The following is a 15,580-nucleotide window of genomic DNA, read 5'->3' on the forward strand; positions in this document are numbered from 1 at the left end:
GGTTTTGCTTTTTTAAAAAACGCTTCAAGCCTTTTCGGATCCTTTTTACAAGACTTTTATTCTTTTTGTTTTCAATCTTTGAATGCAAAGAGACCTTCTCCGGTGATGTCTGTATTGACGGCATTACCGGGCTTAATGAAACCTTTGGTGAAAATGCGACCCCAATAACCTGGTCGTTTTCAATAAATCGATCCTCCAAATATTGGCGGATGTTTTCAGGTGAAGCGTCTCCTTCACGGAGTTGCCGAACTAGTCCGGATTCCTCACGGTAATAATACAGGGCGCGCGTTTCCCAGTTGCCATTGTCGATGCTGGTTACGATATTGGAATGGCTGTTAAGGATTTTTGCTAAAAGGGTTGTTCCGCTTCGGGGAGGGCCACCGGCAAGAATAAGCCGGTTAAGGATAATGTCGAAATTATTTGCGTTTTGTGCGTTTGACATACTAAAAACCCAATAGAATATGAAAATATTATTCGTTTTGCACCATGCCGGGGCTTTTCGCTCTTTTGATGCGGTGATTCGCCACCTTTGTGCTGCAGGTCATCAGGTGACCGTTCTTTATGGCAGCAAAAAAGAACTATCGGGGATCGACCGCGGCCTGAAGGTTTGTGCCGAAGATCTGAACGGCCTCAAAGTGGGCAGGCTTCTGCTGCGAAAGTCTTTCGTGCGGCTCGCCAACGTGAGAGAGCTGATCAATTGCATCGGCTATCTCAACCCCCGGCATCCAAACCCCCAATTGGCAAAGCGATACGGGTTCACTGTGATCGCTCCGGTCTGGAATTTGACGCGCAAAGTGATGAAAAATGCGTGTGGCCGGAGACTGCTGGGGAGTGATTTTCTCCAAAAATCGCTCAAAAAAGTTGAGCGTTTCATTCCACCGGATCGCGGTATCCTCAACTGGCTGCGGCTGCATGCCCCGAATATCGTCGTGGCCTCACCTTTTATATTCTCCGTCTCAGAGGAACTCGAATACGTAAAAGCGGCCAAATACCTGAAAATCCCTACCCTTGTTGCGGTGCTGAGCTGGGACAACCTGACCACCAAGGGAACTTTTCACATTATGCCGGACATGACGCTTGTGTGGAATGAGGCGTTGGCCGAGGAGGCCGTCAGATTGCACGACGTTCCGCGAACAAAAATTGTCAGCACCGGGGCATTGCCGTTTGATTTCTGGTTCGAAATGCGCCCCTCCATGGATCGCGCATCCTTTTGCAGCCATATCGGCGTGGACCCCGACAGGCCGATCTTGCTCTACCTTTGCTCATCCCCCTACATTGGGCGGGACGAGGTGCCATTTGTTCTGGAATTTGCCCGGATCCTATGCGGGCAGCCGAAAACGCGACCGGTTCAGCTCCTTGTCCGGCCGCACCCGCTGAATGCCGGTATCTGGGATGAGGTGGCCGCCGAGAATATCACCATCTGGCCCAAAAAAGGTGAGTTTGTGGACGTTCCCCAAGCCAAGCAGGATTATTACAACACGATTTATCACGTTGTGGCGGCAATCGGTTTGAACACCAGCGCCTTTCTCGAAACGGCGATCGTTGACCGCCCCTGCATCACCATCATGACCGAACGCTATGCCAACAAGCAGACAGGGCTCGCCCATTTTCAGCACCTGCGCGACGCCGATTTCCTCGAAGTGGCCCGCGGTTTTTCGGAAGCCGCCGAAATCGTCGCCAACATTATCAAAGGCGAAGATGCCAAGGCCGGCCAGAGAGGACGATTCGTGAACAACTTCATCCGCCCCCGGGGGCTTGACAAGCCGGCTTTCGAATTGACGGCCAAGGCCATTCAGGCGACCGCTCGGGGTGAGGATTGCCGAAGGGCAGTGTTGCGTTGAGCCCGTTATTTGGGGGGGGACTACTTCAACCGAAAATGATCTTTTTGAAATCGAGCGGGCGTATTTAAGGGCCCCGGCCAAAAATAATTCCACATCTTGCTTGTCTTTTTGCCTGTCACCGGCGTTACATCCACCGACAAATATCTCGATATGCGTCGACGGATGTGCCTTGTAGACGAACCAAAATCCGGCGCCATCTTGCGGGATTATTTATTACCGCGACCCTTACGTTGCAAAATTAAATTATGGCGCTTGCCGTGGTGCGAAAACTCCAGAATATTTCCACCCATTAAACCATAAAAGAAGCCGACCTCGATACCGATCTGGAACAGTTTGGCCGCCAGGGCGGTTTTTGAAAGGGCGCAGGCGGGAAGCTGGATCACGCCCAGTGACAGTTTTTTAACGGCTTTCAGAAGCCGTCCCCTCATTTGCTGCGGTGTCCCGTGAACCCTGAGGATATGCGCGGAATAGTTGCCCCTGTGCAGGGCGTAAACCACAAGCCCCCTGAAGGTGATCCGGGGGCCATGGTGATGGCGGTGGACGACCGCCTTTTCCGCTTTGACAATTCTTGCCCCGCTTCTTTCCGCACGAATGTAGAATTCCGTGTCACTGCCGCCGATCAAGGCGAACTCCGGCGAAAAAACCGGTCCCGCAGTTTTCAGTCTGGCCAGCAGGCGGCTGTCGATCAGGACGTTGCCCGAACCGATTCCCTGGGGGATGCCGAATTTGGTTTCACTTTTTCCACCGGAAGGAGCAAAAAGCGGGGAATTTTTCAGCCAGTCCGGCCACCGGGGATCCACCACGGCGGGTATGGCCCCGCAGACGATGTCGGCCCGGGTCTCCCACTGCTTTTGCATCAGTTTGTCCAGCCAGTCGGTTTCCGGCCTGTCGTCGTCGTCGATGAAGGCGACGAAATCAAACCCCGCCCCCAGGGCCTCATCGACGGCCCGGTTGCGGGCAAAGGATATGCCGCGGCGCTTCTCCGCGATCAGAACCAGCCTGACGGGCAGTTGGCCCCGCAAGCGGTCGCAAACGGCGGCCACCCGGCCATCCGGGTTGTTGTCCACCACGATTATCGAAATCTGCTCCGGTTTCAGCGTGCCGGTCTGAAGCTTGCGCAGCACCCCCAGAACGCGTGCCAGCAGTTCCGGCCGGTTGAAGGTGCAGATGCAGATCGCAGCGGTCATGGGCGGGCCTCGTGGTTGGGAAAGGGTATGTGTCCTGCCATCTCAAAAATGATCCCGCCATTAACCGTTGTGATCGCGCTCGGCGGGGTAGATGAAATCATCGCCTTTCAGGATGCCGTCGCAGATGGTGTCCAGGCCGCGGGAGTTTCCGGGTTTCAGGGCGTCGAAGCGCCTGACGGCAAGTCGATAGGGCGGCTGCTTGCCGGTCGGTTCGAAAAACGCCAGCGGAATCATGCGCCGGAAGAAAAAGTGATAGGCATATTTCCGGGCACGCTCTGTGGTTGCCGCATCCAGTCGCCTGCCCAGTGGAAGCTGGGCCAGCATGTCGAAGTAGGTTTCCCTTGAAGCGGCATCCAGGGTGATCCCCTTGTTTCTGATCCAGGCCTCGCCGGCGACGATCACCGGGATGCCCACGCTGGTCAACTCCACCCCTGTTTTGGTACCGTAGATGATGACGCAGTCGCAGCGGGACATGGCGGCATAGGTGCTGACCCGGCTCTCGGGTGGAATGACGAACACGTTGGGCGGCAGGCTCGCGAAGGCGCGCCGGATTTCATCCACGACCTTCTGGCGGGAGGGGATAAAGCCCGTGATTTCGGCGGGATGGACGCGGATCAGGAGCTGCAGGTCGCGCCGCTTGGCGAAATGGCGGATCGTTTCCAAAACCCATTCCAGCATGTTGGCAAAGGCGTTGGCCGGGTAGTGCAGCTGGGCGTCCCAGATGACGTTGGTGAGCAGCCCGACGCAGGGTTTGGCGAAATCGACCCCGACCTCGGCTTCGATCGCCTCGAGGTCGAAATCCGGTCTGTCGTGAAACCGGATCCAGTCTCCGGTGCCCTGCCAGCGGCTCTTCAAGTAGTCCAAGAGGTGGTTTTCAATGGCGGCATTCCAGGGCATGTCCTCCCAGCGATCAACCGGCTCGGTCATCAGCGTGTGGTGATAGGTGTCCTCGTGGCTGAAAATAAAGCAATTTTTTCGATAGGCCTGGATCCAGTTGACCACGCGCACACCTTCTTGGCGCGCCACCTCCCCGATCAGGCCCATTGGGACATAGATGCCGTGGTGAAAAACCGCACAGTCGAAAGGCTGCCGGGAAAGGAGTTCGCGCACGGCGAAGGTCGTGATCAGGGCCGCCAGGAAATAGCGGCGCAGAACCGCCTCCGCATGGGCCTCGCCGTCGAGATCGCCCTTGGCAAAGAACCGCAATGCGCCGGCTAGGGCGTGTTCCCCGACGGCAATGCCATCCAGGCGAAAATCGGGAATTGCCGCCAGCGGGGTGGCGCCCGCCAGCGCAGCCAGCTTTTGGCGCGCCCCGGGAGAGAGCAGTTGGCTGTACCAGTGGATCGGAAGTCCCAGCGGGCCGAAGATCGATCGGCCCTTTTTAAAGCATTTCGGGCACTTTGTATTGGACAGGCCGGACTGGATGAATTTCCTTAGACTGGCGATTTCTCCCAGGGTGGCCATGGAGCAGGCCGGCAGAAAAGCGTCGCACAGAAGAATCGAGACGTTGGCCCCCCGCAAGGTCAGGGCCATGGCCAGCAGGCTTTCAACCGGGGCGGCCATCCCGTGCCCACCGGTGCTGGTGGCGATCAGGATCCGGGGGCCGTCCGTCGCGGTGCGCCGGGCTTGCTCCCAGGGGTCCCGATGAGCGTCGAGAAGCTCCTGCCAGGCCAGGCCGAAATCCTCCTTGTCCTTTTTGGGGAAGGCGATCTTGCGGATCTTTTTTAAGAGCTTTTGGGCCGTCAGGGTCTTGGGCATCTTGAATCCGGCAGTCTCTACCTGGTGAAAAAAGGCTCAAGGGGCGCAGTGCCGGAGGCACTCCTCGCGGCCGCAGGAGAGAAGCTGCACATATTGGTCCGCAATGTTTTGAATATCGAAGGCCCTGGCCCGCTCCAGGCCTGCGCGCGCATCGGCCGGGCGGTCAAGCGCCTCACCGATGGCGCGGGCCAGCTTTTCGGGATCCCCCACCGGTACCAGGGCGCCGCAGCGCCCCCTTTCCAGAATTTCCGACGGCCCGTGCGGGCAGTCGGTGCTCACCACCGGGCACCCGCAGGCAAGGGCTTCGATCAGGACGTTGCCCAGCCCCTCCCATGCGGAAGACAGGACAAACACCGCCGCCCGGGCCATGAAGGCGAAGGGGTTTGGCTGAAACCCCAGCAGGCGGACGTCCGCGCCAATCCCCAGGTCTTCGGTAAGCTTCTCCAGGCTCGGCCGCTCACGCCCCTCTCCCAGGATCACCAGGCGCAGGTTGCGCGCCTTTCTCAGCGAGGCAAACGCCCGCAGCAGGGTGGGATAGTCCTTCTGCGGGTGCAGCCGGCCGGCGGCGAGCACTACCGGCGGCTGCCCGGGTTGAAACCACGGGTGATCAGGCTGGGCTTCAGCCTGCCGGGCGATGCGGCCGGTGTCGATGGGGTTGTGGATCACCTGGACCTTCTCCCGCGGGACCTTACCCAGGGAGGCCAACTCGTCGGCCACGCCTGCGGACACGGCCACCACGGCGTCGGCCTGGCCGTACCAGAGGCGCACCAGCCGCGGCAGTTTGCGCCGCAGCGGGTCGGTCGAATCCGCGAGGCTGCGGGCAAGGCTGTTGTCCTGTTTTAGAACGGTCCTGATCGGCAGGCCGGAGAGCCTGACCGCCCACACGGCCAGCAGGTTGGGAACGTGGGTGCTGGCCAGAACCAGATCGGGCCGCTCCCGCCGCAGGTAAAGTTCCAGCAAGGGGAGGGCCCTGATTTTTTTCAACGGCTTGCGCAGCATGAGCGGCAAAAGGGTCAGCCAGGTGCGCGCCGGCAGCCTGAGCAGCGCCCGCAGCAAGGTGCTTCGCGGTGCAACCCCCAACACCACCGGCCGCACGCCGCCTGGAATTTCGGACACCAGATCACCTTCCAGCCGGCAGACCACCAGGTCGACCGTATATTCCCGCTGCGTCAAGGCGCTGGCGAGTTCCAAAACAATTCGTTCGGCGCCGCCGCCGGAAAGAGATCCCAGGAGTAAGGCAATTCGCCTTTCGGTCATGTTTTTAAACCGCGAGGGGGATGCCTGGTTTATCCTTGCAGGGCGGATGCAATACGCTCCGCCAGACTGTTTCCGTCCACCCCGTGGTAGGCCAGGACCTCTGGCGGGGTGCCGCAGGCGGGCATGCCCTCGATGCCGAATTTGACCAGACGCCTGCCCCGCAGCGGGTTTGAGTCCATCAGGGCGTTGAGCAGGCAATCGCCGATCCCGCCGTATGGGGAGTGGTTGTCCAGGGTGAAGAGCATCTGGCAGTCACCGATGGCCGCCCGCAGCCAGGCCGCGTCAACCTGGTTGAGCCAGGGCAGGTTGACGATCTTCAGTGAAATTCCTTTGCCCTGAAGGATTTCCGCGGCGCTCAAAGCCTCGTTCAGCATCACCGGACCGTAGGCGAAGAGGACGGTATCGGACCCCTCGCGGATCACGCTTCCCTGTCCAGGGGCGAAGCGGTAATCGCCGGGCAGCCGAATCGGCCGCGGCGAGGGCGAGATGATCAGGCGCAGCATGCAGGTCCCGGCCGCCTGCTGGACGCACCAGTGCAGGGCCGCCGCTGTTTCGGCCGCATTGCAGGGCTCGATGATGGTGCAGCCCGGCAAGGCGCCGAAAAGGGAGATGTCCCGCAGGCTTTGGTGGGACTTTCCGGGACCGGCCGGAATCAACCCGGCGTAATGGCAGACATAGATGATCTTGGTCTTTTCGGTGACGTTGTTGTAGATCTGCTCGTTGGCTCGGGAGGCGAGAAAGACCCCGAAGGAGTTCACGATCGGCAAAAACCCTTGCAGCGCCAGCCCGCCGGCAGTTGAGACCATGTCCTGCTCGGCGATCCCGTTTTCGATAAAACGCTCGGGGAAGGCGGCTTCAAAGGGGCGCAGGCCGCAGTCGGCGGAAAGATCGGCGTCGAGGACGACCACATCCGGCCGCTCGCGGCCGATTTCAAGCAGGGCCTCGCCGAATGCCGTGACGACTTTTTCGGCGGTGTCCTTCAGCCGCGTGCGGTTAGTTTCCCGCTGCTCGATCACCTGCAGTTTCAGGGGGGCCAGCCCGAAGCCCTGCAGCCGGGCGTTGATGCTCTCGATGATTTCCGCGTACCCGGCCGCGAAGGCCTCGTCATCCGGCGCCCCGGAATGCCAGCGGTAAAGCCCCCGTCCGGCTTCCAGCGATGCCGGGCCCTCCATGAAAGAGACGCCCCTGCCCTTGATGGTGTCGGCGATCAGCACCTTGGGCTGGTCGTTAATCTGGTTGAAGCGCCTGAGCGCCGCTCGCATGGCACCGAAGTCGTGCCCGTCGCAGCGCGCCACATGCCAGCCGAAGGCCCCGAATTTGGCTTCCAGCCCGCCCAGGTCGATGATCTCGGCCACCGGCTTGTCGGTCTGGATCTTGTTGCAGTCCACGATCACGGTGATATTGGTTATGCTCTGGTGGGCGACGGTTTGCAGGGACTCCCAGATCTGGCCCTCCTGTAGTTCGCCGTCGCCGGTCATCACGAACACCCGCCCCCCGGCCCCCTTGAGCTTCTTGGCGATGGCCATGCCCTTGGCCTTTGAGATCCCCATTCCCAGGGAGCCCGAGTTGGCCTCGATCGCCGGTATGCTGAGATCCGGGTGGCCGTGGGTGCCGCCCAGGCGCCGCAGGTTGATAAAACGCTGCTCGTCCAGCAGCCCCAGCGCGTAAAGCACCGCATAGTGGCTGGGGACGTCGTGCCCCTTGGAGGAGAAATAGATGTCGCGGTCCGGGTGATCCAAGCCCAACCGGGTGAGGTTCATTTCGGCGAAATACAGCAGGGTCACGATGTCCAGCGAGCTGAAGCTCGAGCCGAGGTGCCCGGAACCGGCCCGTTTGACGGTGGCCAGCGCATTGGCGCGGCACATGTCGGCGATCAGGCGAAGGGTCTCGTCGGCTTCCAGTGAAGCGGCCCGGATCCGCTGAAACTCCGCGGCCGGGATGAGTTTGATTTCCAGCATTTTGTTGATGGCTCCTAAAGGCTGTAGGGTGGCTGCGTCACGGGGGGCAGCTGGGCCTGGCCGGTTTGCACCAGGTGCTCAGCCAGATCCCAGTCGTAGGGTTTGTTGACATCGAAGCCCTCGTAATCGCGGGTCAGAAACGGCATCAGGACGGTCCCGGCGATGGTGCCGCCTTCCAGGGCTACTCGTGTCCAGGCAATCTCCAGACTGGCATTCTGGACGTGGACTTCCGGCAGCGACGGATACTGGCTGCTGTGCCAGGGCTGCTTTTCCGGGCCCAATGGCAGCAGCGGCATCATCCGATTTCCGCGCACGACCCACATCTTGCCGGGATGCTGGCTACACTTTTCAACGGCCCGCAGGGAGTCCACCCCGGTTTCGGCCAAAAATTCCCTCCAGGCCCGCCGGATCGTTTCAGGCCGCCGGAAGGGGCTGGTGGGGCGCAGGATGCTGAAACAGTCGTAGCGCCGGCCGGCGGCGGCCAGCCGCTCGAGGGTGAAGACCACCCATTCGACGTCCGGCGAGAGGTCCCCGGCGATCTCGGGAGGCCGTAGAAACGGCGCCTCGGCACCGTAGTGGCGGGCGACGGCGGCATAGTGGTCGGCGTCCGTTGAGACGACCACATCGCTGAAAACCCCGCTCTGCCGGGCGGCCGCAATGCTGTAGGCCATCAGCGGGTGCCCGGCCAGCGGCCGGATGTTCTTGTCGGGGACGCGTTTGGAGCCGGCGCGGGCCGGAATCAGCGCGACCATCGATGGCGGGGAGGATGCGTTCATCGTGTGGCCGATCAGACCCGCTGCGGGTCGATGCAGAGATAGATGTCCTTCAGATTCGAGTAAACATCCAGCGCCTCGGTGCCCGGCTCCCGCGACCCGTTGCCGGACTGCTTGACGCCGCCGAACGGCATGTGGGGCTCGCTGCCGTAAGTGCCGGCGTTGACCACCGCCACCCCGGCCTGGACCTTCTGGGCGAATTCGATGGCCCGGTGGACGCTGCGGCTGTGGATGCAGGCCGTCAGACCGTAGGGCGAGTCGTTGGTCAGACGCAGGGCTTCCGCGAAATTACCTACGCGGTAGAGGCAGGTGATCGGGCCGAACACCTCCCGGGTGGAGATGGCGGCGTGCGGGTCGGCGTTTTCGATCAGCGTCGGGGCCATGTAGCACCCCCCGGCATGCGCCGGCCCGCTCAGGCGGTGGCCGCCGGTCAGGATGGTGGCGCCTTCGGCGCGGGCCTGGTCGACGGCGGCCAGCATGTCGGCAAGTTGCCTCTCATTGATCACCGGCCCCAGGTCGTCCTCGTCGCCGGGGCCCACCCGCAGGCCTTGGGTGCGCGTCACCAGCAGGTCGCGGAAAGCGTCGTAGACCGCGTCGAAAATGATGATCCGGCTGCCGGCCGCGCAGCGCTGCCCGGCATTGCTGAAAGCCGAGAGCAAAACCCAGCGGGCGGCACTCTCCAGGTCGGCGTCGTCGCAGACCACCAGCGGGTTCTTGCCGCCCAGCTCCAGCGAGACCTTGGCCAGGCGGCGGCCGGCGACCTCGGCGATCTGCCGGCCGACTTCGGTGGAGCCGGTGAAGCTGACCACCGCCACATCCGGGTGGGCCACCAGGGGCGCCCCGGCTTCCTCGCCCAAGCCCTGCACGATGTTGAGCACCCCCGCGGGCAGGCCGGCCGCATGGGCCAGTTTGCCGAAGAACCAGGCCGTTGCCGGCGTGTCCTCGGCCGCCTTGAGAACAGCGGTGTTGCCGCAAATCAGGGCGGGAAAGACCTTCCAGGCGACGTTGGCGATGGGGGTGTTGGCGGCGATGATCAGCCCGGCGACCCCCAGGGGCTGGCGCACCGTCATGGCGTACTTGTTGGGTACCGCGCTGGTGGTGGTGCGCCCGTAGAGCCGGCGGCCCTCACCGGCCATGAATTCCCCCTGGGCGATGGCGCCGCCCGTTTCGCCCAGAGCGGCGTTGGGGGCCATGCCGGTTTCGGCGGCCACGATTGCGGCGAGCGCCTCGCGCTCCTGCTGCATGGCCCGCACCACGGCCATCAGGATTTCTCCCCGCTGAACGGGGGTCATCCCGGCCCAGGCCGGGTAGGCCCGCTTGGCGGCCTCAACGGCGTTTGCAACATCCGCGGCGCGCGAGCGCGCCGCCTGGCAGAGCAGTTCCCCGCTGGCCGGGGAGCGCTTGTCGAACAGGCCGCCGTCCGTGGCGCTGCTTTCGCTGCCATCGATCCAGTTTTTGACCAGGCTGGGATACGAAGTCGTGTTCATGATTTCACCCCGGGGTGCTGCGCCTACCAGGCGGTGAACCCCCCGTCGACGTTGAGGTTGATTCCGGTCACATAGGCCGATGCCCGGGAGGCCAGAAAAATCAGCGGCCCCCGCAGGTCCCCGGCCTCGGCCATGCGGCCCAGCGGCACCCGGCTGCAGAACTTGCGTTTGAAGTCTTCATCCTGGCCGCCCAGCACCCCGCCCGGGGAGAGGGTGTTGACCCGCACCCCGTGGGAGGCCCAATGGGTGGCCAGATAGCGGGTGAGATTTACCACGGCGGCCTTGGAGGCGCCGTAGGCCGGCGGCTTGAGAAAGGGCGGGTCGCCGGCGATGTGGTCGTAGAAGCGGTTGTCGGGCGAGACGCTGGCGTAAAGGGATCCGATGTTGACGATCGACCCCCGGCCTGCCTTGACCATGGCCCCTCCGAAGACCTGGGAGACCAGGAAAAGCCCGAGCGTGTTGACCTCGAAAATCTCGCGGTTGACCGCCAGCGGGATCTCTTCCATGCGGCAGGCGCCGCTCTGCCGGCCGGGGGGTTGGTCGATGCCGGCATTGTTGACCAGGACCGACGGCACCCCGAAGGCGCGGATGCACTCGGCCAAGGCCTGCTCCAGCGACTGGCGCTCGCGCACATCCGCGGCCGCCAGCTGCAGGCGCCCCCCGCCGTACTGCTCCTTCAGGGCTGCAACGGCCGTCCCGGCAGGCTGGCCGGGGCGGTCAATGCCCATGACCCGCGCCCCGGCCTGCAACAGGGCCCCGATCCAGACCGGTCCCAGTTTGCCCAGTGCGCCGGTGACCACGGCCACTTCATCTTCCAAACTGAAAAGGTCGTTCAAGACGCGGCTCCCGCCTGCTTCTGCGAACCGTTCAAGACCTCGAAGGTGATGTCGTCGTCCACCGCCAGGGGCTGGAGGGTCACGCGGCCGATTACCTTGTCGATCTCGTAGGGCGGAAGACCGTCCCCGGGGCATTTGATCGCCAGGTCCGCCATCTGGATGGCGTGGCCTTTGGGCATGTCGCGGGCCGCCACCAGTTTTTTCCCCATTTTGACGATCGGGGTGACCTCGGTCTGGTAGACGCGCTTGACCCCGTCGCCCAGCGCCACCCGCACCCGCCGCAAGTCCCGCACCATTTTGCGGAAGCCAATGGGCTCCAGCGAAAAGGCATGATCGGTCCCCTTCCAGGTGTGGTTGAGGGTGAAGTGCTTTTCCACCACCCGCGCGCCCAACATGTAGGCCGCCAAGGCCATGGCGATCCCGTTGTCGTGGGATGAAAGCCCGATGACGTTGTTCGGGAAGCGCTCCCGGAAAGTGGTGATGACCTGCAGATTGAGCTCCTCGAAAGCCGCCGGGTAGCCGGCGGTGCACTGCAGGATGCAGAGCTGGGGGTTGATCGGCATGATGGCGTCGTAGGCCCGACGAACGTCTTCCATCGTGCCGCCGCCCGTGCTGAGAATGATCGGCTTCTGGAATTGCGCGATGTGGGTCAGCAGGGGGATGTTTTTGAGGTCGCCGGAGGCGATCTTGTAGGCCGGGATGTCGATCTTGGCCAGGAAATCCGCGCTGGCGAAGTCGAAGGCCGTGGAAATCATGGTGATCTCCAACTCCTGGGCGTAAGCCTTGAGCTCCATGTACTCATGCCAGCCGAACTCCAGGAACTCGCGGTGCTCCCCGTAGGTGGCGCCGTAGCTGTTGGGGTTGTCGTAGGGCTTGTCGTAGGCTGCCGCGGTGAACAGCTTGCGGTTGTCGCGCTTCTGCAGCTTGACGGCGTCCGCGCCGCATTCCTTGGCGACCTTGAACATCTCCCGGGCCGTCTTCAGGTTGCCCTGGTGATTGTGGCCGATCTCCGCAATGGTGTAGCAATCCCCGCTGTCATGGATGGTTTTGCCGTCGATGGTGAGCTCTCGCATCGCTATCTTCTCCCTCTGTTTGAATGGTGTCTTTTTTAAAAACCCCGCCCATGCCGGCGGCATCCCGGCGGCTTCGGCGGTTGCCGGATCAAGCGGAAGCCAGTTTCCATTGTTTCACCCCGCTGACCTGACCCAATCCGTCCGCTGCCGGGGTGATGGCCTCGGCGCCCTTGACCAGTTTAATGGCCCCCTTTTCCAAGCGGTAGGCGACCTCCGAGGTCTCCAGCATCGCCGACTGGTGCGAGATGGCCAAAATGGTGACCCGGCCGCTGAGTGCGCGCAGGGTTCGACAAATGGCGATTTCGGTCTCGGGGTCAAGGGCCGTGGTGGCCTCGTCCAGCACCAGGAGGGTGGGGTTTTTGACCAGCGCCCGGGCGATGGCGATCCGCTGCCGCTGCCCGCCGGAAATTTTGCTGCCCCGCTCGCCCACCACCGTCTGCATACCCTTGGGCAGGCGCTGTACGAAATCCCAGGCGCCGGCCGCGCGCAGCGCGCTTTCAACCTCTTTTTGGCTGAAGCCGGCATCGCCTAATGTCACGTTGACGAAAATCGAGTCGTGCAGCAGCAGCGTGTCCTGGGGGACGTAGCCGATCATGCGGCGCCAGCTGCGGATGTCGATGTCAGCCAGCGGCTGGTCGTCGATCCAGACCTCCCCAGCCTGGGGGCGGAGCAGCCCGATGATCAGGTCGGCCACGGTGGTCTTGCCGGCCCCCGAGGCGCCCAGCAGCGCCGTGAAGGAGCCCGCCGGAAGGACCAGCGACACGTCCCTCAAGATCGGGGTGCGATCGTACGCGAAACTGACGCCCTCCAGTCGGATCGCGCCCTCGAAGACGGCCGGCCGACTGCCGGGGTGGGCTTCCCGCTGGTTTTCGCCTTCCTGGATCTTCTCGGTCAAAGACCAGTAGGCGCTGTCGGCGGTTGCCATCTCCTGGTATTCTTCCTGCATTTTTTGGATGTTTTTCAAAACTTTTCGAATCAGGAAGATCATCGCCACAACCGTCGCCAGGGGCATTTTGAGCTGGATCAGGGCGATGTACAGGGCGACGGCCAGAAAGGCGATCATCAGGGGCTCCTGCAACGCCCCCAGGGTCGCCTTGCTCATCACCTTTTTCTGCAGCGCTTTGTTCAGCTTGGCGGTTTTGGCCTTCAGCACGGCGTCCACCGAACGTTCGCTGCCCATGGCCTTGAGCGACTTGATGGACTGCAGGCTGTCGGTCATCTGGGTGATCAGGGACTGGAGCAGGGTCGTCTGGCGTTTGCCCGCGCGCCGGGATTTTTGAATGAAGCGCCGCAGGGTGAAAACGATCAGAAGGCCGGCCACGATGGCGGTCAGCGTGGCCTTCCAGGAGACCAGCAGCGCCAGGGTGGTGTAGACCACCGATTCGATCAGGATGGAAGCCAGCTTGGCTCCGCTGTTGAAAGCGCTTGCCGCGCGGGTGGCCTCCGAAGACACGCCGTTGGTGAGGCGTCCGATGGGCTGGCGCAGAAAGTACTCCCAGCGGGTGTTGAACAGGGCGTGGAGCAGTTTGAGCCGCAGATCGGTGGCCACGTGGGCCACCGTGTAGCCCACCTGCTTGTTGGCCAGCAGAACCAGCAAGCACTTGAAGATGATGCAGACCAGAAAAAGGCCGAGCAGCAGGGCGACCGTCGCCGGCATGCCGATGGTGGCCACGCTGTCTCGCAGGTAGTGTTCCACGGGCTTGAAAATACCCAGAGACCCAGCCGTGCCGACGCTCTCCCCGGCCTGGGCGGCCAGCAGGGATTGGCTGCCGATCACGATGCTCAGAAACGGCAGCAGCATCGACAGGCCGAAGCCTTCGGCAATCCCGGCAAGGAGCAGCGACAGGATGGTGATGACGCTCTCCAGCGGGTAGCGGCGAACGAATGTGATCAGTAACTGCATGCTTGATTTCTTCTTGCGGGCCGTCTCTTCGCCCTGCCCGGGGCCGCGCCGGTCACGCTGCGGGACCCGGGAAATCCCCCGTGGCCTGCAGCGCGGCAAAACTCTCCGCGATCTGATCGACCTGCACAAGGGTGTGGCCCGCGCTCATGCTGCAGCGCAGCAGGGCCCCGCCGTCGGGGGTGGCCGGCGGCAGCACCAGGTTGACATAAACGCCGCGCGCCAGCAGGGCGCACCACCAGCGTACGACCGCTTCCGGGGAGTCCATGCGGATGGCGATGATGGGACTGACTTCAGGCCCCAGCCGCAGCCCGAGGTCCTGGAGGCGCTGATACAGCCGCCGGGCGTTTTCCCACAAGCGCTCGCGCAATTCGGGGCGGGCGCGCAAGTTGGCCAGCGCCTGGCGGGTGGAGGCAATCACCGAAGGCGAGGGCGAGGCGGTGAATACGTAGGGGCGGTTGGCGAAGCGGATCAGATCGAGTTCCGGGTGGTTGCTGACGCAGTAGCCGCCGATGGCCCCCAGGCTCTTGCTGAAGGTGCCGACGATGAAATCGACTTGGTCGGCCACGCCGGTTTCCTCGGCCAGGCCCCGGCCGTGGTCCCCCAGGACCCCCAGCGAATGGGCCTCGTCCACCAGCAGGTAGGCGCCGTAGCGGGCCTTCACCGCGGTGATGGCGGCAAGCGGCGCGCGATCCCCCAGCATGCTATAGAGCCCTTCGACAATCACCAGGGCATTGGCGGCGCGATCCCCCAGCCGCCGCAGACGCTTGTCCAGGTCGTCCGGGTCGTTGTGGCGAAAGCGGATGATATCCGCGCGGCTCAGCGTGCAGCCGTCGTAGATGCTGGCGTGGCAGTCGGCATCGATCACGACCGCGTCCCCGGGCCCAACCAGGGTGGCGATCATCCCGAGGTTGGCGACGTAGCCGGTTGAAAATACGATGGCATGCCGGCAGTCGAAAAAATCGGCCAATTCCTGCTCCAGGGCGACGTGGCCGCTGTAGGTGCCGTTGGCGGCCCGGGAGCCGGTGGTGCCGGTCCCGCTTTCATGCAGCGCCCGGCAGGCGGCGTCGATGCATTCCGGGTCGAAGGTGAGCCCCAGGTAGTTGTTGGTGCCGGCCAGAATCGTGCGGCGCCCGTTTACGATCGCCTCGGTGGGAGAGAGCAGTTTTTCCATCACCACGTTGACGGCCGCCAGTCCGTGCGCGGCCAGGTTTTGGCGCGTGGCCACCAGCTGCTGAAATTTGTCGAAAATAGCCACCGTCACCCCTCCCCGATGATCCGTTGAAGTTGCAGGGTCAAATCCTCAACCGTTCGAATGCGGGGCAGAAGGTTGAGTGGGACCGAAATGTCGAAGCGGTCCTCCAATTGCTCCAATAGCTTCATGACCTTCAAGGAATCGAAGTCGAGGTCCGCCACAAGATCGGTCTCCCCGGTGATCTCTGGATGCTCGGGCGCCAGGGATTTGATCATGCCGGTGACCTGCATCAGGATGTCGTCGTTGGGTTGCATG

General features: G+C 62.7%; 13 protein-coding genes. 1 reads left to right on the top strand and 12 read right to left on the bottom strand.

The window, feature by feature from the left end:
• On the bottom strand, window positions 1–442 hold a 442-nt coding region (locus LJE63_17365; protein MCG6908377.1), incomplete at its 3' end, for a sulfotransferase.
• A gap of 19 nt (window positions 443–461) precedes the next feature.
• On the opposite strand from LJE63_17365, the gene LJE63_17370 reads away from it, so the two are divergent.
• Window positions 462–1,841 (top strand): hypothetical protein, encoded by a 1,380-nt coding sequence (locus tag LJE63_17370; protein ID MCG6908378.1) that lies wholly within the window; start codon window positions 462–464, stop codon window positions 1,839–1,841.
• 206 nt (window positions 1,842–2,047) lie between these two features.
• Here LJE63_17370 and LJE63_17375 read toward each other — a convergent pair whose 3' ends face one another.
• The 11 genes from LJE63_17375 to LJE63_17425 all read right to left on the bottom strand — a co-directional run bounded on the left by LJE63_17375 (window position 2,048) and on the right by LJE63_17425 (window position 15,579).
• Window positions 2,048–3,028, bottom strand: a complete 981-nt coding sequence (locus tag LJE63_17375; protein ID MCG6908379.1) for a glycosyltransferase — start codon at window positions 3,026–3,028, stop codon at window positions 2,048–2,050.
• 60 nt (window positions 3,029–3,088) lie between these two features.
• Window positions 3,089–4,786: a capsule biosynthesis protein gene (locus LJE63_17380; protein ID MCG6908380.1), complete on the bottom strand. Its 1,698-nt coding sequence runs from the start codon at window positions 4,784–4,786 to the stop codon at window positions 3,089–3,091.
• 36 nt (window positions 4,787–4,822) lie between these two features.
• Entirely contained in the window at window positions 4,823–6,043 is a 1,221-nt protein-coding gene (locus LJE63_17385; protein ID MCG6908381.1) for a glycosyltransferase, read from the bottom strand.
• Between the two features lie 29 nt (window positions 6,044–6,072).
• Window positions 6,073–8,001, bottom strand: coding sequence for a hypothetical protein (locus LJE63_17390; GenBank protein MCG6908382.1), 1,929 nt, complete (start codon window positions 7,999–8,001; stop codon window positions 6,073–6,075).
• A gap of 14 nt (window positions 8,002–8,015) precedes the next feature.
• The gene (locus LJE63_17395; protein ID MCG6908383.1) at window positions 8,016–8,777 is read right to left on the bottom strand and encodes an acylneuraminate cytidylyltransferase family protein; all 762 of its coding nucleotides are present in this window, start codon (window positions 8,775–8,777) and stop codon (window positions 8,016–8,018) included.
• An 11-nt stretch (window positions 8,778–8,788) separates the two neighbouring features.
• On the bottom strand, window positions 8,789–10,261 hold the full coding sequence (locus LJE63_17400; protein ID MCG6908384.1) for an aldehyde dehydrogenase family protein: 1,473 nt from the start codon (window positions 10,259–10,261) through the stop codon (window positions 8,789–8,791).
• A 23-nt stretch (window positions 10,262–10,284) separates the two neighbouring features.
• On the bottom strand, window positions 10,285–11,097 hold the full coding sequence (locus tag LJE63_17405; protein ID MCG6908385.1) for an SDR family oxidoreductase: 813 nt from the start codon (window positions 11,095–11,097) through the stop codon (window positions 10,285–10,287).
• The gene (locus LJE63_17410) at window positions 11,094–12,170 is read right to left on the bottom strand and encodes an N-acetylneuraminate synthase family protein (protein MCG6908386.1); all 1,077 of its coding nucleotides are present in this window, start codon (window positions 12,168–12,170) and stop codon (window positions 11,094–11,096) included. The genes LJE63_17405 and LJE63_17410 overlap by 4 nt, the downstream gene beginning before the upstream one ends.
• 88 nt (window positions 12,171–12,258) lie before the next feature.
• A complete protein-coding gene (locus LJE63_17415; GenBank protein ID MCG6908387.1) occupies window positions 12,259–14,073 on the bottom strand; it encodes an ABC transporter ATP-binding protein/permease in 1,815 nt (604 codons plus the stop codon).
• Between the two features lie 52 nt (window positions 14,074–14,125).
• Window positions 14,126–15,328 carry an aminotransferase class I/II-fold pyridoxal phosphate-dependent enzyme gene (locus tag LJE63_17420; protein MCG6908388.1) on the bottom strand — a complete coding sequence of 401 codons (1,203 nt, stop codon included), beginning with the start codon at window positions 15,326–15,328 and terminating at the stop codon, window positions 14,126–14,128.
• 2 nt (window positions 15,329–15,330) lie between these two features.
• Entirely contained in the window at window positions 15,331–15,579 is a 249-nt protein-coding gene (locus tag LJE63_17425; protein MCG6908389.1) for a phosphopantetheine-binding protein, read from the bottom strand.
• Between the last annotated feature and the right edge of the window lies 1 nt (window position 15,580).

This window comes from Desulfobacteraceae bacterium, assembly GCA_022340425.1.
GTDB lineage: Bacteria > Desulfobacterota > Desulfobacteria > Desulfobacterales > JAABRJ01 > JAABRJ01.